The organism is Pseudomonas sp. DF11, from assembly GCF_058148565.1.
The window spans coordinates 98,991-117,391 of sequence record NZ_JBYVYN010000008.1 but is presented as its reverse complement, the minus strand read 5'-3'; the positions used below and the strand labels follow the sequence as shown (position 1 = coordinate 117,391).

Annotated in this window: 18 protein-coding genes; 8 read left to right on the top strand and 10 right to left on the bottom strand. The window is 63.3% G+C overall.

Annotated features, from left to right (window positions below; translation table 11 throughout):
* Positions 1–66 precede the first annotated feature (66 nt).
* Complete coding sequence (locus AC30D9_RS22225) at positions 67–828, bottom strand: SDR family oxidoreductase (protein ID WP_307573993.1); 762 nt, start codon at positions 826–828, stop codon at positions 67–69.
* A 226-nt stretch (positions 829–1,054) separates the two neighbouring features.
* Between AC30D9_RS22225 and AC30D9_RS22220 the strand changes: the two genes are divergently transcribed.
* Positions 1,055–2,059 carry an NADP-dependent oxidoreductase gene (locus AC30D9_RS22220; protein WP_490144849.1) on the top strand — a complete coding sequence of 335 codons (1,005 nt, stop codon included), beginning with the start codon at positions 1,055–1,057 and terminating at the stop codon, positions 2,057–2,059.
* 121 nt (positions 2,060–2,180) lie between these two features.
* On the opposite strand, the gene pyrF is transcribed toward AC30D9_RS22220, so the two are convergent.
* Complete coding sequence (gene pyrF / locus AC30D9_RS22215; RefSeq protein WP_167659345.1) at positions 2,181–2,879, bottom strand: orotidine-5'-phosphate decarboxylase; 699 nt, start codon at positions 2,877–2,879, stop codon at positions 2,181–2,183.
* 291 nt (positions 2,880–3,170) lie between these two features.
* Between pyrF and AC30D9_RS22210 the strand changes: the two genes are divergently transcribed.
* From AC30D9_RS22210 to xopAW, 3 genes are all read left to right on the top strand, one after another.
* Positions 3,171–3,929: a response regulator gene (locus tag AC30D9_RS22210; RefSeq protein ID WP_134925294.1), complete on the top strand. Its 759-nt coding sequence runs from the start codon at positions 3,171–3,173 to the stop codon at positions 3,927–3,929.
* The gene (locus tag AC30D9_RS22205; RefSeq protein ID WP_134925295.1) at positions 3,929–4,972 is read left to right on the top strand and encodes a sensor histidine kinase; all 1,044 of its coding nucleotides are present in this window, start codon (positions 3,929–3,931) and stop codon (positions 4,970–4,972) included. The genes AC30D9_RS22210 and AC30D9_RS22205 overlap by 1 nt, the downstream gene beginning before the upstream one ends.
* A gap of 144 nt (positions 4,973–5,116) precedes the next feature.
* Positions 5,117–5,956 (top strand): XopAW family type III secretion system calcium-binding effector, encoded by an 840-nt coding sequence (gene xopAW / locus AC30D9_RS22200; RefSeq protein WP_490144848.1) that lies wholly within the window; start codon positions 5,117–5,119, stop codon positions 5,954–5,956.
* A gap of 190 nt (positions 5,957–6,146) precedes the next feature.
* On the opposite strand, the gene AC30D9_RS22195 is transcribed toward xopAW, so the two are convergent.
* The 8 genes from AC30D9_RS22195 to AC30D9_RS22160 all read right to left on the bottom strand — a co-directional run bounded on the left by AC30D9_RS22195 (position 6,147) and on the right by AC30D9_RS22160 (position 12,477).
* Complete coding sequence (locus tag AC30D9_RS22195) at positions 6,147–7,184, bottom strand: AI-2E family transporter (protein ID WP_307573999.1); 1,038 nt, start codon at positions 7,182–7,184, stop codon at positions 6,147–6,149.
* Positions 7,185–7,248: 64 nt separating this feature from the next.
* Positions 7,249–8,067, bottom strand: a complete 819-nt coding sequence (locus AC30D9_RS22190) for a DUF4892 domain-containing protein (RefSeq protein WP_490144847.1) — start codon at positions 8,065–8,067, stop codon at positions 7,249–7,251.
* Positions 8,068–8,196: 129 nt separating this feature from the next.
* Positions 8,197–9,048 (bottom strand): alpha/beta hydrolase, encoded by an 852-nt coding sequence (locus tag AC30D9_RS22185; RefSeq protein ID WP_490144846.1) that lies wholly within the window; start codon positions 9,046–9,048, stop codon positions 8,197–8,199.
* Entirely contained in the window at positions 9,045–9,839 is a 795-nt protein-coding gene (locus AC30D9_RS22180) for an alpha/beta fold hydrolase (RefSeq protein WP_134925300.1), read from the bottom strand. Before AC30D9_RS22180 ends, AC30D9_RS22185 begins: the two co-directional genes overlap by 4 nt.
* A gap of 291 nt (positions 9,840–10,130) precedes the next feature.
* Positions 10,131–10,574 carry a hotdog fold thioesterase gene (locus AC30D9_RS22175; protein ID WP_490144845.1) on the bottom strand — a complete coding sequence of 148 codons (444 nt, stop codon included), beginning with the start codon at positions 10,572–10,574 and terminating at the stop codon, positions 10,131–10,133.
* 50 nt (positions 10,575–10,624) lie between these two features.
* The gene (sixA, locus tag AC30D9_RS22170; RefSeq protein ID WP_134925302.1) at positions 10,625–11,077 is read right to left on the bottom strand and encodes a phosphohistidine phosphatase SixA; all 453 of its coding nucleotides are present in this window, start codon (positions 11,075–11,077) and stop codon (positions 10,625–10,627) included.
* Positions 11,074–11,421, bottom strand: coding sequence for a DUF4389 domain-containing protein (locus tag AC30D9_RS22165; RefSeq protein ID WP_134925303.1), 348 nt, complete (start codon positions 11,419–11,421; stop codon positions 11,074–11,076). Before AC30D9_RS22165 ends, sixA begins: the two co-directional genes overlap by 4 nt.
* Positions 11,422–11,451: 30 nt before the next feature.
* Positions 11,452–12,477 carry an NAD(P)H-dependent glycerol-3-phosphate dehydrogenase gene (locus tag AC30D9_RS22160; protein WP_307574005.1) on the bottom strand — a complete coding sequence of 342 codons (1,026 nt, stop codon included), beginning with the start codon at positions 12,475–12,477 and terminating at the stop codon, positions 11,452–11,454.
* A gap of 199 nt (positions 12,478–12,676) precedes the next feature.
* On the opposite strand from AC30D9_RS22160, the gene AC30D9_RS22155 reads away from it, so the two are divergent.
* The 4 genes from AC30D9_RS22155 to fabA all read left to right on the top strand — a co-directional run bounded on the left by AC30D9_RS22155 (position 12,677) and on the right by fabA (position 18,395).
* Entirely contained in the window at positions 12,677–14,800 is a 2,124-nt protein-coding gene (locus AC30D9_RS22155) for a TonB-dependent receptor plug domain-containing protein (protein ID WP_134925304.1), read from the top strand.
* Positions 14,801–15,733, top strand: a complete 933-nt coding sequence (locus AC30D9_RS22150; RefSeq protein WP_490144844.1) for an ABC transporter substrate-binding protein — start codon at positions 14,801–14,803, stop codon at positions 15,731–15,733.
* Complete coding sequence (locus AC30D9_RS22145) at positions 15,730–17,631, top strand: ATP-binding protein (RefSeq protein ID WP_134925306.1); 1,902 nt, start codon at positions 15,730–15,732, stop codon at positions 17,629–17,631. The genes AC30D9_RS22150 and AC30D9_RS22145 overlap by 4 nt, the downstream gene beginning before the upstream one ends.
* A 248-nt stretch (positions 17,632–17,879) precedes the next feature.
* The gene (gene fabA / locus AC30D9_RS22140) at positions 17,880–18,395 is read left to right on the top strand and encodes a 3-hydroxyacyl-[acyl-carrier-protein] dehydratase FabA (protein WP_003204400.1); all 516 of its coding nucleotides are present in this window, start codon (positions 17,880–17,882) and stop codon (positions 18,393–18,395) included.
* The last annotated feature ends 6 nt before the right edge of the window (positions 18,396–18,401 follow it).

The following is an 18,401-nucleotide window of genomic DNA, read 5'->3' as shown; positions in this document are numbered from 1 at the left end:
TCGCGCCGCCCAAGAAAAAGCCCGCAACCAGTGCGGGCTATTTCCTACAACCTTGGCAGACCGTCCTCAGAAAGCCGTGACCCCGCCGTCCACCGCCAGGGAGTGCCCCGTGGTGAACGCTGCGCCATCGCTGCACAAATACAGCACGGCACTGGCGATTTCCTCGACTTTGCCAATACGCCCCACCGGGTGCATGGCATTGGCGAACTCGCCTTTTTTCGGGTCCGCCTCATAGGCACGACGGAACATGTCGGTATCGATCACCGCCGGACAGACCGCATTCACACGGATTTTCTTCTTTGCGTACTCGATGGCGGCCGATTTGGTCAGGCCGATCACCGCATGCTTGGACGCGGCATAGATACTCATCTTCGGCGCCGCTCCCAAACCAGCCACCGAGGCCGTATTGACGATCGCGCCGCCGCCCTGGGCCAGCAGCAATGGCAACTGATACTTCATGCACAGCCAGACGCCCTTCACATTGACCCCCATGATCGCGTCGAACTCATCGACAGTGCCATCGGCCAGCTTGCCCTTCTCGATCTCGATCCCGGCGTTGTTGAAGGCATAATCGAGGCGACCGTAGGTATTGATCACTTCGTTCATCAGATGCTGTACATCGCTTTCCAACGTCACGTTGCAGCGCACGAATACCGCCTCGCCGCCCGCCTCCCGAATCGACTGCGCCGTACCCTCGCCGCCCGCCACGTCCAGGTCGGCCACCACCACTTTCAGGCCCTCGGCCGCGAACGCCAGCGCCGTGGCGCGGCCAATGCCTGCGGCTGCGCCAGTGACCACGGCGACCTGTCCGGAAAACGTCATGCTCATTGTCTGTTCCTCGAAGAATGCGGGGGATGCCGCCAGTCTAGTCACAGGTCCCGATGACGCGGCAGCACTATCCAATTGCCGTTTGAGCATTCATGGGCGCCAGTGATAACGCCCCTGGGCGAACTATCACTGGGTTGGATCGAACTGCATTCGCTGGATCAGCAAACCTTGCGGCAAATGCTTCGAAGGTCTATCAACAAGACTCCATTCATCTTGAGTGCCAGCCATGACTGCCCAGACCAATCGCCAGTTCCTGCTCGCCAAGCGCCCGGTAGGCGCGGCGACCCGCGAAACTTTCACCTATCGACAAGTCCCGGTGGGCGAGCCGGCAGCCGGCCAGATCCTGGTAAAGAACGAATACCTGTCCCTGGATCCGGCCATGCGCGGCTGGATGAACGAGGGCAAGTCCTACATTGCGCCGGTCGGCATCGGCGAAGTGATGCGGGCATTGGGTGTCGGCCAGGTGATCGCTTCGAACAACCCGGGGTTCGCGGTCGGGGACTACGTCAACGGTGCGTTGGGTGTGCAGGATTATTTCCTCGGCGAGCCAAGGGGTTTCTACAAGGTCGATCCGAAACTGGCGCCGCCGCCACGTTATTTGTCCGTGCTGGGCATGACCGGCATGACGGCCTATTTCGCCTTGCTGGACGTCGGCGCGCCCAAGGCCGGCGAGACCGTGGTGCTGTCGGGTGCCGCCGGGGCGGTGGGGAGCATTGCCGGGCAGATCGCCAAGATCAAAGGCTGTCGTGTGGTGGGCATCGCTGGCGGAGCCGATAAATGCAAGTTCCTGATCGATGAGCTGGGCTTCGACGGCGTCATCGACTACAAGAACGAAGACGTCCACGCCGGCCTCAAGCGCGAATGCCCCAAGGGCGTGGATGTGTATTTCGATAACGTCGGGGGCGACATCCTCGACGCCGTGCTCAGCCGTTTGAACCTCAAGGCCCGCGTGGTGATTTGCGGCGCCATCAGCCAGTACAACAACACGGAAGCGGTGAAGGGCCCCGCCAACTACCTGTCGCTGCTGGTCAATCGGGCGCGCATGGAAGGTTTCGTGGTCATGGACTACGCCGCGCAGTTCGCCGCCGCCGGGCAGGAAATGGCCGGCTGGATGGCCAAGGGGCAACTCAAGAGCAAGGAAGACATCGTCGAAGGGCTGGAGACGTTCCCCGAGACACTGACCAAATTGTTCAGTGGGGAGAATTTCGGGAAACTGGTATTGAAGGTCTAGTCACAAGACACCTGTGGGAGCGGGTTTGCTCGCGAAGGCGGTGTGTCAGGCGCCATTTATGCCAACTGACACACCGCCTTCGCGAGCAAGCCCGCTCCCACAAGGGATCTTCAGGGTTTGGTCAGGCCAGTTCGGCCACGACCGCCGCCAACGCCTTGGCCGGATCAGCCGCCTGGCTGATCGGACGGCCGATCACCAGGTAATCGGACCCTGCATCCAGTGCCTGACGCGGGGTCAGGATGCGACGTTGGTCGTCCTGGGCGCTGCCCGCCGGGCGAATCCCCGGGGTCACCAGTTGCAGCGACGGATGGGCCGCTTTCAAGGCGCCGGCTTCCAGGGCCGAACAGACCAAGCCATCCAGGCCAGCCTTCTGCGCCAGCGCCGCCAGCCGCAGCACCTGCTCCTGAGGCTCGATGTCCAGGCCGATCCCGGCCAGGTCCTCGCGCTCCATGCTGGTCAGCACGGTCACGCCGATCAACAACGGTTTCGGCCCACTGCGCTGGTCCAGCACTTCGCGGCAGGCCGCCATCATGCGCAGGCCGCCGGAGCAATGCACGTTGACCATCCACACGCCCATCTCCGCGGCAGCCTTGACGGCCATGGCGGTGGTGTTGGGGATATCGTGGAATTTCAGGTCCAGGAATACTTCGAAACCCTTGTCACGCAAGGTCCCGACGATTTCCGAAGCGCAACTGGTGAACAGTTCCTTGCCGACTTTGACCCGGCAGAGTTTAGGGTCCAACTGGTCGGCCAACTTCAGGGCGGCGTCACGGGTAGGGAAATCCAGGGCGACGATAATGGGCGTCTGGCAGGCGGACATGAGCGGGCTCTCAGGCAAGTCGAAATCGGCGCGCATTGTAGCGGAACCAGCGCCCGTGCGGGACCCGATGATCGGTAAATCATCATCGCGTCCAGAGCAGCATGGACGATACCGGACTTTGTGTCGAAGCCGATACATTCATGACATGCGCGCAACACGCAGGCACGCTACCGTCTGGCGCCGCACCCCGTCCTTTCAGCGCTTCACGCCCCGCGGCACGAAGCCTATGCTGAAGCCTCAACCTCGCCGCCTGCTTTGCGGTTGGCAGCTTACCTGGCAGATGATGCATCCATGCAGAACACCCCTGTTGCAAATTCTGACGAGCAAAAAGTATCCGACGATGACAAGCGCTGGAGTACCCGCGCGCTGATCGTCGATGACGACGTGCCGATCCGCGAGCTGCTGATCGATTACCTGGCCCGCTTCAGCATACGGGCCAGCGGCGTGAGCGATGGCGCGGCGATGCGCCAGGCGATGCAGGCCGAGCACTTCGACGTGGTCGTGCTCGACCTGATGCTGCCGGGTGAAGACGGCCTGCAACTGTGCCGCTGGCTGCGCGCCGAATCGGACATCCCGATCCTGATGCTCACCGCTCGCTGCGAGCCCACCGACCGCATCATCGGCCTGGAGCTTGGCGCCGATGACTACATGGCCAAGCCGTTCGAACCCAGGGAACTGGTGGCGCGTATCCAGACCATCCTGCGTCGGGTGCGCGACGACCGCACCGAGCAGCGGGCCAATATCCGTTTCGACAACTGGCGGCTCAACAGCGTGCTGCGCCAGCTGATCTCCGTGGATGGGTTGGTGGTGCCGCTGTCCAACGCCGAGTTCCGCCTGCTGTGGGTTTTCATCGAACGACCGCGCCGGGTGCTCAGCCGCGAGCAACTGCTGGACGCGGCTCGCGGGCGCTCCATCGAGGCCTTCGATCGCAGCATCGACCTGCTTGTATCACGCCTGCGCCAGAAGCTGGGCGACGACCCCAAGGCCCCCCAATTGATCAAGACCGTGCGCGGTGAAGGCTACCTGTTCGACGCCCGGGACATCGGTTGATGCGACTGCGCCTGGACTCCCTGTTCGGCCGCCTGTTTGGCGTGCTCCTGCTGGCGATTGTCCTGGCGCACCTGTTGGCCTTTGCCTGGTTTTTCCATTACGACCAGCCGCCACCCGGACCGCCACCTGGCATGAACCAACAAGGCGAAGCCCCTCCGCGATACGGCCCGCCCCCCAACCGTCCACCACGTCCCTGGTTCGGTGGCCCGGTGGTGCCGTTGACCTTTCAATTCGTGTTCCTGATCGTCGCGGCCTGGTACGGCGCCAAACTCCTGACCCGACCAATCCAGCGCCTGAGCGAGGCGGCCGAGCGCCTGAGCGAAAACCTCGACAGCCCGCCGCTGGATGAAAAAGGGCCCCGTGAGGCACGCCAGGCGGCGCATACGTTCAACCTGATGCAGAAGCGGATCCGCGAGCAAGTGCAGCAACGTTCACGCATGCTCGGTGCCGTGTCCCATGACCTGCGCACCCCGCTTTCGCGGCTCAAGCTGCGCCTTGAGCAGATCGATGACATCAAGCTGCAAGGCCAGATGCGCCAGGACCTGGACGACATGATCGGCATGCTCGATGCCACCCTCACCTACTTGCACGAACAGCGCACCAGTGAAGAGCTGCAATGGATGGATGTGCAGGCCTTGGTGGAATCGTTGAGCGAAAACGCCCAGGACCAGGGTGCCGATGTGCAGGTCAGCGGCACCTGCCCCCCGTTGCAGGTGCAACCGATGGCGCTGCGCTCGTGCCTCAACAACCTCATCGACAATGCCCTGCGCTACGCCGGCCATGCAAAGATTACCCTGGAGGACCAGCCTCAACGGGTTCTGATCCGGGTCATCGACCATGGCCCCGGTATTGCCGCGGACAAACGCGAAGCCGTGTTCGAGCCCTTCTATCGCCTGGAAGGTTCGCGCAACCGCAACTCCGGGGGCGTCGGCCTGGGCATGACCATCGCCCGGGAAGCCGCCGAACGCCTGGGCGGGCAACTGACCCTGGAAGAGACACCGGGGGGTGGGTTGACGGCGGTGATCAGCCTGCCCCGTACGTGAGAACACACCTATTACCTGTGGGAGCGTCGATCTGAAGGTTTTGTACAGCCACCGGTACAAACTCCACATACCCACGACAACTACCCCGCCGAGGCTGCCTAAGCCGGTGCACCCACCGGCTATCCCAGCCCAAGGAGAGCGCCCATGATTGGTAGTGTCAGCAGTTACTCGACCTATACCAGCACCAGCAGTACCGCAACCAGCAGTGCCCGCAGCCAGCAGTTTCAAAAGGAACTGCTGAGCAAGCTCGACAGTGACGGCGACGGTTCGGTCAATCAGGAAGAGTTGAGCACCGCCCTGTCGCAAAAAAGCGACGATGGCATCCTGGTCAGCCTGAGCGACAATTTCGGCGACTTGGACAGTGACGGCAGCGGTGACCTGAGCGGCGAGGAAATGGCCGCAATGGCGCCGCCACCTCCGCCGCCACGAGACCAGGCGCCGAATGCCGAACTGGCCGATGCACTGCTCAGCGTCCTGGACACCGACGGTGATGGTGTGGTCAGCAGCGATGAGTTGAGCAACGGCCTGGCCAGCACGGACAGCGATGCCGACAGCCAGCAAGTGTTCTCGGCCTTGGACAAGAACGAGGACGGCACTGTTAGCCTCGACGAACTCGCCGCCAGCCTTGCGCCACCGCCACCACCGCAACAGGCCTCCAGTGAAGAGCTGTTCAGCCAGCTCGATGCCGATGGCGACGCCACCGTCACCGCCAGCGAACTGAGCAGCGCCTTGCAGGCCAGCAACGGTACGTCCACGAGCACCGACACCAGCGCGATGCTGATGGAAGCACTCGACAGCGACAGCAGCGGTGGCGTCAGTAGCGACGAATTCAACAGCGCCTTGCAGGCCGGTCGCCGCAGCGACAGCTCCACCGAACAGGCCAATGTCAGCGAAGCGTTGAACAGAATGATCGCCAACCTCAGCCGGCAATACTCGCTGGATAACGTCGCCACCGTGGGTAAACACCTGAACGTGGCAACCTGATTCACCGGCAAGGCTGGATTGAAACTCACTTGTGGCGAGGGGATTTATCCCCGCTGGGTTGCGCAGCAGCCCTAAAATCAGACGACCCGGAGTGTCAGGCTGAACGAGCCGGCAGTTTTTGGGGTCGCTTCGCAACCCAGCGGGGATAAATCCCCTCGCCACAAAGGTTTGTGCTTGCCTCTGGGGTGGGTTATCGCGCCTGGCTTTTGCTCCAGTCCGTCAACAGGCTGTACGCCACCGCCAGCAAAGTCGGACCAATGAACAGGCCGATGAAGCCGAAGGCGATCAACCCGCCGAACACCCCCAACAGCACGATGACCAAGGGCAGGTTTCCGCCACGGCTGATCAGGTAGGGTTTGAGCACGTTGTCCACGCCACTGATGATGAACGTGCCCCAGATGCCGAGGAACACCGCCATCCCGTACTCCCCCTTCCACGCCAGCCACGCCGTGGCGGGGATCCAGACCAGGGGTGGCCCCATGGGGATCAGGCTCAGCAGGAAGGTGACGATACCCAGTACCAGCGCGCCCGGCACCCCGGCGATCAGGAAACCGATCAGCGCCAGTACGGCCTGGGCCGCCGCGGTGCCAATCACACCGTTGACCACCCGCTGCACCGTACCGGCCACCAGCTCGATGTAGTAACCGGCACGGTCGCCAATCAGACGCTCCAGCAAGCCGTGGACGAACACCGCCAGGCGCGGACCGTCGCGATAGAAAAAGAACACGAACACGATGCTCAGAGTCAGCTCGAGAATGCCGCCGCCAATCTGCGCACTGCGGGCCAGCAGCCAGTTGCCGACCTGCCCCAGGTACGGCTTGATGGACACCATCATCGCCGCGCCCTGCTGGTCGATACTGTTCCACATGCCCACCAGCCGCTCGCCCACCAACGGTACGCCGGCCAACCAGGTCGGGGCTTCCGGCAGACCATCGACTTGCACGTCCTTGATGAACGCCGTGGCATCGCGTACATGGTCGGCCAGGTTGAAACCCAACCACACCAGCGGCACCGCCACCAGCAGCATCCAGCCCACCGTCAGCAACGCCGCCGCCAGGGATTCGCGGCCATTGACCCAGCGGGTCAGCAGGCGCATCAGCGGCCAGCTGGCGAAAGCCAGCACCGCGCCCCAGAACAGCGCCGACCAGAACGGCGCCATGACCCAGAGGCTTGCGCCGAACAACACCAGGAGCAGGATCTGCACCAACAGCCGATCGTTATTGAGCATGTAGGGTCTCGAAAAAATGAACAGGACCGAGGCAACATGGTGAAACCCGCTGCCCCGAGACAGCTTAGCGCAGCAACTCCAGGTGCAATCCCACCGCTTCGCCGCTAGCGGTCTCCATCCGCGCCGCCCGGACACCCTGGCCCGCCAGAGCCTCGAGCCAGTCCTCGGCCCTGGGGCCGGCAATACTGACCCGCAGGCCCGTGTCCAGGTTCAGCGCCCGGGACAACAGGCGCAACCAGGTGTCGTCAGGCCCATCGGCAAGACGCGGCAAATCCAGGCTCCCAGTGTCCTTGAGCTGGCGCAGCAGCGTGGCCGATGTCGGCAGCAAGTCCCCCAGCGCTGCGTTCGCCTCGAACTGCTCGACATGCAGGTAGGCCTTGCGATTGCCGCGGGTGATGGCATACAGCGCAATCAACGTGTTGTCCGCCGGCGGCGCCAGGCGCAGCAACAGGAAGGCCTGGCCGCTGTCGGCACCATAGAGCTTGGCATTGCCGAAGACGTCGTTGGCCCACAGGCTGCTTTCGCCGCAATCGCGGGCCTGGCACCAGAACAACAGCTCGGCACCCTGTTTCTGCAACGCTTCGCGCGCTGCGGTAAAAGCCTGGGTGGCGGAATGTTCCGGTGGCAGTTCGTACGTGACCGACGTGACATTGCCACGGGCATCGACCTGCCCGTCAAAACGCAGCTGACCGCTGATCTTGCGGATCGAGCCCATGGGGTAGACGCGTTCCAGGTCGCTGGTTTGCCGATAATCGACAATCTGCGCGTCGGGCATGCGCGGCACGCGCTCCAGGTCGCGACTGCCCGGCACATCGACGGCGAACGACGCCGGGCTGAGGCAGGCCAGCACCAGCAGGACGAGTGAGTGAACGGATACTTTCATTGGATCGGCTTGGCCTGGGACGCGTGGACGCAACGGGCATCGTCGATGCACCGCGCGGCTGCTAAACAGAGGTCTGTCATGGTTGTCTCCCTTTCAACCCGCCCAGCCTCGACAGTTGCCCGGCGCAAGTCAAGGAACGGTGAAGAACCGATTGAAACAGTCTGCTACAAGCGTGGCACCGGCCTCGTCGTTCAGGTGCAGATGATGGCCGCCGGGCAACTGCTCATGACTGAAGGGTAGACGCTCCAGCAGCTCCGGGTGTTGGGCCAGCATGCCGTCGGCTGCCACCACCAGATGCGCCGGACAAGCGACCCGCGCCACGAACGCCATGGCCTGTTCATCGGTCAGGCGCAGGGGCGATGGCAGGGTCAGGCGGTTGTCGGTGCGCCAGGTATAGCCCCCGGGCACCGGCATCAGACCGCGTTGGGCCAGCAATTCGGCGGCCTCGCGGCTGACCGCCACCAGCCCCTTCATCCGCGCCTCGATGGCCCGGTCGAGGGTTTTGTAGACTGGCTTGCGTTTTTGCTGCAAATCCAGCTGCGCCTGCAGGGCCATGCCCATGCGTTCAGCGGCGTTATCGCCTTTGGCTGTAGGAGGAATCACCCCGTCGATAAGGCCCAGGTGCGTCACCCGTTCCGGCAGGGAGCCGGCCAGCACCAGCGACACTATGGCGCCCATGGAATGCCCCAACAGGGCGAAACGCTTCAAGCCCAGTTGTTCGGCGACTTGCAGCACATCATGGGCGTAGTCCCAGAGGGCATAGCCGGCACCGGCTGGTCGATGCCCGGAGTGACCGTGGCCGGCCATGTCCAGGGCAATCACTCGCAGGCCCTCGAGCCTGGGCGCCAGGCGGGCGAAGCTGTTGGCGTTGTCCAGCCAACCGTGCAGGGCAATCACCGGCAGCCCGTCTTCCGGGCCGAACAAGTGGGCCGCCAGCTCGATGTGAGGCAGGCTCAGGCGAACTTCCTCGACCACACTCATGCGCTGCGCCCTTCCCAACGCTGGAACAGGTTCTTGAGCAGGTTGGCCGTGTCCTGTGGACGTTCGAGGGGGAACATATGACCGCCGGGCATGCTCAGGGACTCACCATGGGGCATGCGCCCCACCGAGCGGGTGTGATGGCGCATCACCACGCGACTCTGCCGGCCACGTACCACCGCCAGCGGCACCTTGAGCTTACGGGGACGCCCTGGGCTGGTGTGCGGCACGCCACGGTAAATGCTGATTTCGGTGGCGGGGTCGAAGCGCAGCCGCAATCGGTCGCCGACTTGTTGCAAGCCGTGTTGCAGGTAGGCGTCGAAGCATTCCGGGTCAAAACCGCGGAACAGGGTCTTGCCGGCAAAATACTCTCGGGCCGACGCCAGGTCAGCGAACTCCTCACGCCGCCCCAGGGTCCGACCAGCCGGGGTCAGGCGGTCGATGAAACCCAAGCGCTTGGCGGCCAGGATCACCCATTGGTCGGTACGGGTCAGCACCGGCGAATCGAGCATGACCACGCCGCGATACAGCTGTGGGCAACGCAACGCCGCGTGCAGGTGCAGGACACCACCCAGGGAATGCCCGACGCCCCATACCGGCGCCGGTTGCTGTTCCAGGTGATGGATCAGTTCGTCCACCAGGTTGTGCCAGTTATCGTCCACCGGGAAACGCGGGTCATGACCGTGCAACTCCAGATGCGCGACCTGGTACTGCGGCGCCAGGGCAGCGAACAGCTTGCCGTAGGTGGCCGAAGGAAAACCATTGGCGTGGGCGAAAAATATCTGTTGCGACATGACAGCCGATCCGTTGAAGAAACTGGGACTGATTCTGCGCACTAGCCGACGGCGCGGCAATGACCGTAACTGACAGGAATGATGACAGTCGGGGTTGGGCTATGGGGTTTATGAAACTATGAGCACTGGCCAATGTGGCGAGGGGATTTATCCCCGCCGGGGTGCGAAGCAGCCCTGAAATCAGGCGACTCGGTGTGCCAGGTTGACCGAGTCGACTGGTTTGGGGGCGCTGCGCACCCCAGCGGGGATAAATCCCCTCGCCACAAGGGCCTCCCACCCGCTACAAGAGTTTCAACGCGCCGGCGGTTGCTCGCCCAGCGGCACCACTGCCATGGTCAAGCGCGACACGCAGTTGACCTTGCCCTCGTCATTGACCAGACGGATGTCCCAGACCTGGGTGGTGCGACCCAGGTGGACCATCCGGGCCGTGGCCGTCACCCGGCCGCTGCGCACGCCGCGCAGGTGGTTGGCGTTGATTTCCAGGCCCACGCAATAGAATTTGCTGGCATCCACACAGAGATAGGCGGCCATGGAACCGACCGTTTCGGCCAGCACCACCGAAGCACCGCCGTGCAGCAGGCCGAACGGCTGGTGGGTGCGCTGATCGACCACCATGCTGGCGGTCAGGGATTCGTCGTCGAAGGATTCGAAGCGAATGTCCAGCACTTCGCTGATGGTGTTTTTACCAGCGTCGTTCAGTTTCTTGATGTCGGGGGTGGTGCGCCACAGACTCATCGTTGCCTTCCTGTGTGATTGTTGTTTTGCCAGTCCTGCAACCGCGCCATTCAGGGGTGCCTGATGCCCTTGAGCGTCATCGCCCCGGCCAGCGGCATGTCGCCTTCCAGCTCGGCCAGGCCGGCGGTTTGCACTTGCTCGGGTCGTTGCAGATGGCCGTGCTGCAGTAAACCCAGCAGGCTGCCCACCAATGGGTTGTGGCTGACCAGCAGCACATCGTCCTGGTCCTCCAGGTGCCTTAGCACATCCGCCGGTCGGGTCTCCGGCGTGAGCCAATCGACCGTGATCAGTTCAGGTTCGAAACCCAGTGCTTCGCGCACCAGTTGCGCAGTCTGCTGGGCACGCACATAAGGGCTGGCGTAGATGGCCCGCAACGGCTCGCCCATCAACCGCCCGGCGCTGCGCAACACCTCCTCGCGACCGTGCACCGTCAAGACCCGTTCCGGATCGGGACGGACACCATGGGGCTCGGCCTCACCGTGACGCAACACCCACAGTTTCATAGCTTCGGTTCCTCGTCCCGGACGGGATGCGGGGCCGGCGCCACGGTATGAGGGGCTTCACCTTCCGGCGTGCGCGGAGTCGGCCAGTCCGCGAACGGCCAGGGTTTCTGGTCGCTGTGGAAAGTACCGAAACGGCCGATCTGGGCCAGGAACTGGCTCAGGCTGTCGCCGAAATTCATCAGGCCGGCACTGGGCGCGCCGTAGATCAGCCGATAGATCAACTGCACCAGCACCACGGCACCGAGGATGAATTGCGCCACCTGCCAGACCAGCAGATAAATCACCATCCACAGCACACGCAGCAGGATGGATTCGTATTGGGGTTGCCCTTGCGGATCGTTCATGGCTCGCTCCTGCTTGCGGTCAATAGCGGTTCAGTTGAAACCGCTGGTGGAAATGAAATCGACGTCGGTCTTCGGTTCGCCACGCATCAACAGCTCGATCACCTGCTCGAGCGTGCGCCCTTCGAACAGAATCGCGTGCAGCCCGGCGACCAGCGGCATGTACACCCCCGCCTCCTGGGATTTGGCCTTGAGCACTTTGAGGGTATTGACCCCTTCGGCCACTTCACCCAGGCGCGACACGGCCTCATCAAGACTCAAGCCTTGGCCGAGGGCAAAACCGACCTGGTAGTTGCGGCTCTTGGGCGAGGAACAGGTGACGATCAGGTCGCCCACGCCGGCCAGCCCCAGGAAGGTCATCGGATTGGCGCCCTGGCTGACAGCAAAACGGGTCATTTCCGCCAGCGCACGGGTGATCAGCATGCTCTTGGTGTTCTCGCCCATGCCCAGCGCCACCGCCATGCCGGCGATGATGGCATAGACGTTTTTCAGCGCCCCGCCCAGTTCCACACCGAAACGGTCGGCACTGGCGTAGACCCGAAAGGTGCGGCCATGCAATGCGGCCTGGACCCGTTGGCACAACTCTTCATCTTCACTGGCGACCACCGTGGCGGTCAGGGCGTGCTCGGCGATTTCCCGTGCCAGGTTCGGCCCGGAGATCACACCGATCCGGGCCTTGGGCGCGATTTCTTCGAGAATCTCGCTCATCAGCTTGAAGGTCTGGGCTTCGATGCCCTTGGTCAGGCTCACCAACAGCTTGCCGCTCAAGCGCTCGGCATGGGGCGCCAACACCGAACGCAAGGCGCTGGACGGCAAGGCGACGAAGAACAGGTCACTGCCCTCCAGGGTTGCCTGCAAGTCAGTCACCGGTTCCACTTCCGGGCGGATCTTGATGCCCTTGAGGTAACGCGGGTTCTCGCGGTTGACCCGGATGGCCTCGGCCTGCTCCGGGTCACGCATCCACTGGCGCACCGGGTGACCATTCTCGGCCAGCAGGTTAGCCACGGCGGTACCGAAACTTCCGCCCCCCAGGACCGCAATCGGGCGCTGTTCAGTCATATGCAATCCGTTCATCCATACCAAGTGGCAATGCGGGGCATTATACGGAGCGGCCAGATCGCGACCAGCCCCGGCAACAATTACCATCAGCTGTAGGAAGCTGACCATCAATTCCTAGGAAAATGCTGTCAACGTGAATGGAAAAGTCGTTCAGCTCGGTTAACATGCCCGCCATCCTCCCATTATCAAAGGCTGAGCCGTGTCCGTTGGCCCCTCCCGTCCAGGTTCGTCCCTGTTATTGGCACTGATCATCAGCCCGCCAGTGCTGGGCGACGACTTGTTCGTGGACAGCCAGCCCCTGCCCCAGGTGCTGACGGCCACGCGCCTGAAGCAATCGCCAGCGGCGGTGCCGGGCAGCATGACCGTGCTCGACAGCGAGTTGATCAGGGCCAGCGGCGCCCGTGATATCAGCGAACTGCTGCGCCTGGTGCCGGGCATGATGGTCGGCAACATCAGCGGCAACCAGGCTGCCGTGAACTACCATGGCACCAACGCCAGCGAAGCCCGCCGCATGCAAGTACTGATCGATGGCCGCTCGGTGTACCGCGCCGGCCTGGCCACGGTGGACTGGAGCGACATTCCGGTAGCCATGGAAGACATCGAGCGGATCGAAGTCTTTCGCGGGCCCAACACCGTCAGCTACGGCGCCAACGCACTGATGGCGGTGGTCAACATCATCACCCGCGCCCCCGCCGACAGCCACGGCACCCGGCTGAAAATCACCCGGGGCCAACGCGGCATCAGCGACTGGTACGCCAGCCAGGGCAGCGGCTGGGAAGGCGGCGACCTGCGGCTGTCGCTGTCCGGCCAGGAAGACGACGGCTTTGACAACGACCGCAACGGCGCCGACTACCGCGACAGTCGTCGCCTGAACCGCGTCAACCTGTCCGTCAGCCAGACCCTGGACGAACGACAGAGCATCGACTGGCAATTGAACGCCAAGGACGGGACCAACCAGCGCCCCTATACCTACCGCCCCGTGTTTGCCGGGATTACCGCCGCCGGGGATAACTCCGACGTCATCGCCAAGGACTACGCCGGTTCGCTGCGCTGGAACCTCGACCTGGACCCCGACCACAGCCTTTATGTACAAGGCTCGATCCAACACTGGGATCGCCAGCAGACCTGGCGCGCCTGCGATGCCGAGGTGTCCTTCAGCCCGCAACTGACCGACCTGTGGCAGCTCAACCCCTACTATGCCGAGAAGCTGGCGCGCAATATCCCCAGCTACATCAGCAGCGGCGCGCCCGCCGGCACGCCACAGGAACAGGCGTTGGCCAATCAGGTGCTCGACCAGTGGCGCAACGGCGCCTCGCAGACCCTGTGCGGCGATATCGACCAGAGCGCCCGGGAATCGCGCTACGACCTGGAAGTCCAGGACACCCTGAGCCTGTCCGACAGCCTGCGCCTGGTCACTGGGGCCAACTACCGCTACGACCGGGCCGACTCCGAGACGTACTTCAACGGCACCCTGGACGACACCACCTGGCGGCTGTTCGGCCAGCTCGAATGGCGGGCCACCGAGCATTGGCTGTTGCAGGGCGGCGCGATGTTCGAAGACACCCGCCTGACCGGCAGCTCGCTGACCCCACGGGTCGCGATCAACTACCTGATCAACCCGCGCCACGGCCTGCGGGCGGTGTACTCCGAAGCCGTGCGCTCCCCGGACATGTTCGAGAACAACGTCAACTGGAGCTATCAGGTCACCAACCTGCAACCCGCCGCCTTCGGCCAGAACAGTGCCCGTTACTTCGTCCGGACGCGCGGCCCGGGCAACCTGGAACAAGAGCACATGCGCTCCCGGGAACTGGGCTACAACGGTTATTTCGTGGACCTGGGGCTGGCGGTCGACGTGAAACTGTTCCATGACGAAATCACCGGCATGATCAGCGAACCGCTGCGCAACAATCAGTACATCGCCAGCAACGCCAACCAATCCCAGTTTTCCGGGGCCGAAACCCAGTTCGACTGGCGTGTGACCAGCGCCGACCGCCTGCGCCTGACCTACGCCTATGTCGATGCTCAGGCCAGCAACCCCCTCGACGAGCAACTGACCGCCCGCAACAGCGGTTCGGCCGGCTGGCTGCGGGACTGGGGCCAAGGCTGGAACAGCGCGCTGTTCTATTACGGTGCCGATGCCCTGAACGGCTATCGCTTCGAACGGGTCGACACCCGCCTCGCCCGGCGCATCCCCCTGGGCAAGGCCAGCCTGGAACTGGCGGGGGTCCTGCAACAACGCCTGGACAACCAGCCCACCACCTTCATCGACAACCGCTACGACTCCCGCCATGTCGTGTACTTCAGCGCGGAGTTGTCGTTCTAGATGTCTCGGCATCCACTCCGCAAGTCGCCATTTCATGGCCGCCTGACGCTGGCGCTATGCCTGGTGTTTGCTGCGTGGCTGGTGCCCATCCAGGCCCGGGCGGCCGAAGTCCTGTTGACCGGTGCCGCAGACAGCCCCGGCGTGCAGTCTTTCACCCAGGCCCTGAAAGCCCTGCGCCCCGAAGACAGCGTGCGGTTTACCCCGCTGGCCAATCTGCCGGCACCAGACAAGTTACCGGGCAATGTCCGCCTGGTCCTGCTTGACCTGCCCAGCCTCGACTGGCGCCTGCAAGACGCCCGGGGGCCGGCCACCCTGGTACTGCGCATCAGCCGCCAGCAGGCCCGTGATCGCCTGGGCGAGGCGACGCCCGCTCACCTGAGCCTGCTGTGGAGCGATCCACCGATGGCGCGGCAATTGCGGCTGATCCGCACCATCCTGCCGCAAGTGCGACGGGTCGGCGTGCTTTACGACAGCCACAGCGAATTCCTGCTCAAGGACATCCAACAGGCCGCGGCACCGCTGGGCCTGGCCATCGTCAGCGAACGCTGGGACGACACCAACGACAGCCGCCCCCTGCACAACCTGCTGGGCCAGAGCGACGTCCTGTTGGGCCTCGATGACCCCGACTTGTACAACCCCAAGACCGTGAAGAACCTGCTGCTCAGCAGCTACGCCCGGCAGCGCGCCCTGATCGGCCCCAGCGCCGCCTTCGTCAAGGCCGGCAGCCTGGCCAGTACCTACAGCGACCAACAAGACTGGCTGGCGATTCTCGACAAGCTGCTCGACCGCCCCGCCACGACCTGGCCGCGCACGCTGTATCCAGACCGTTTCAAAGTCCTGGGCAACCGGCAGGTCTCCCGCTCACTGGGGATCGAACCGATTGACGCCGAATCCGTCGCGGCAACGTTGGCCGAAGGAGAACACCGACCATGACCTTGCGTCGCCGTTGGGACATCAACACCCGCACCCAGCTCATCGCCCTCGGCCCGGCGTTGCTGCTGACCGTGCTGCTGATCAGCTTCTTCACCTTCGTGCGGATCCAGGACTTGCGCCAGGAACTCAATCACACCGGGCAACTGATCGCCAACCAACTGGCTCCCGCCACGGAGTACGGGGTGATTTCCGGCAACAACGAAGTCCTGGAAAGCCTGCTCACCGCGACCCTGGCGACCCCGCACGTGCGCTTCCTGGAGGTCCAGGACAGCACCGACAAGGTCCTGGTGTACGTCGAGCAACCCGAGCAAACCCGCAGCCGCGCCCAGCAGATCGAAGTCTTCCAGGCCCCGGTGCGCCTGCAGCGCATTGCCCTGAACAATGATTTCCTGCAGGGCAACAGCACATCCGTCGAGGCGTCCGGTGAAGACTACCTGGGCCGCGTGATCGTCGGCATGTCCAGCGACGCCTTCAGTCAGCGACAGCAGGAGATCCTGTTCAAGGCCGCGATCCTGGCGCTGTTCGCCCTGTTGTTCACCTTCCTGGTGGCGCGTCGACTGGCGACCAACCTGTCCCGGCCGATCCGCGACATCGGCAACGCGGTCAAGGCCATCCAGCAAGGCGACTACAACACCCCGCTGCCCATCGTCGATGACACCGAACTGGGGGCCTTGTCGCGGCACATCAACAACCTGGCCGGCGGTCTGGAGCAAGCCAGCCGCGAACAACACCAGGCCATGGCACAGCTGATCAAGACCCGCGAAGAGGCAGAAAAAGCCAACAGCGCCAAGTCCGAATTCCTGGCAATGATGAGCCATGAACTGCGCACGCCCATGAACGGCGTACTGGGCATGCTGCAATTGCTGGAAACCACTCGCATGACCGACGAGCAGCACGAGTACACGGCGCTGGCGTCAGAATCCACCGAACACCTGCTGAAGGTGATCAACGACATCCTCGACTTCTCGCGCATCGAACGCTCGGCCCTGGAACTGGAGCACATCCCGTTCAACCTGGCGGAGCTGGTAGCCAGTTGCGCGCAGTCGTTCCAGCACCGCGCCGCGCAGCGCAAGCTGGGCCTGGACCTGCTGGTCCCGGACGACATGCAGGCCCTGCAGGTCCAGGGCGATCCGACGCGGATACGGCAGATTCTGGTGAACCTGATCGGCAACGCCCTGAAATTCACCGAGCAAGGCCGCGTCACCGTGCAATGCCAATGGCAAGCCCTGGATCACGAACTGCTGTGGTTCACCTGCACGGTGCGCGACAGTGGCATCGGTATCCCGGCCGAAAGCCTGGAGCGCATGTTCGATGCCTTCCAGCAGGCCGACAGTTCGATCTCCCGGCGCTACGGCGGCACTGGCCTGGGCCTGCCGATCGCCCGTACCCTGGCCGAACGCATGGGCGGCACACTGCGGGCCCAGAGCGAAGAAGGCCAGGGCTCGGTGTTCACCCTCGAGATCCCGCTGGCCTTGTCGCGCCAGACGCCAACGACCCTGGCGCCGCGGCTGGCCGTCGGCAGCGGCGACGGCGAAGGCCGCAACGTGTTGCTGGTGGAGGACAATCCGGTCAACCAGACGGTGATCGAAGCCATGCTGCGCAGCCTGGGCTTCACCGTCAGTGTCGCCACCGACGGCGCCCAGGCGGTGCGCAGCGCCGAAAGCCTGATTTTCGAAGCGATCCTCATGGATTGCCGGTTGCCGATCATCGATGGCTACGAAGCCACGCGGCAGATCCGTCAGTTGCCGGGCTGTGGCGAGGTGCCCATCATCGCCCTGACGGCCAACGCGTTGCAGGGCGACCGCGAAGCCTGCCTCGCGGCGGGCATGAACGATTACCTGGCCAAGCCGTTCAAAAGGATTGATCTGCAGCAGATTCTGCAGCGCTGGGTGAACTAGAACAGGTCACTGGACCATCTGTGACTGGCGTGAAAGACGAAAGTGCGGCAGTCTTAGGCACCCGAACAAGCCTCGATTGGGGCTTGAATAAAAATTTCAGTGCACAGGTGTACATTCATTTCCCGTGTGCTGTGACTTTCACTACAACGCAATAGTCTATGAGTAGGCTGTCGATTCGAGGCATGAACGCTTCGATCGGCCGGGAAGATTTGCCCCACCCTGCCGCACGGGACTATTGAGGAGCTCGCATGACCAAACAAAACGCCTTTACCCGGGAAGATCTGCTGCGCTGCAGTCGCGGTGAGCTGTTCGGCCCAGGTAACGCGCAACTGCCCGCCCCGAACATGCTGATGGTGGATCGCATCACCCATATCAGCGAAGAGGGTGGCAAGTACGGCAAAGGTGAATTGGTCGCCGAGCTGGATATCACTCCGGACCTGTGGTTCTTCGCCTGCCACTTCGAAGGTGATCCGGTCATGCCGGGCTGCCTGGGCCTGGATGCCATGTGGCAATTGGTCGGTTTCTTTCTCGGCTGGCAAGGCCTGCCGGGTCGCGGTCGCGCCCTGGGTTCGGGCGAAGTGAAGTTCTTTGGTCAGGTCCTGCCGACCGCCAAGAAAATCACCTATAACATTCATATCAAACGCGTCCTCAAGGGCAAGCTGAACATGGCCATTGCCGATGGTTCGGTTGCCGTGGACGGTCGCGAGATCTACACCGCCGAAGGCCTCCGGGTCGGCGTTTTCACCTCCACTGACAACTTCTAAGGGTTA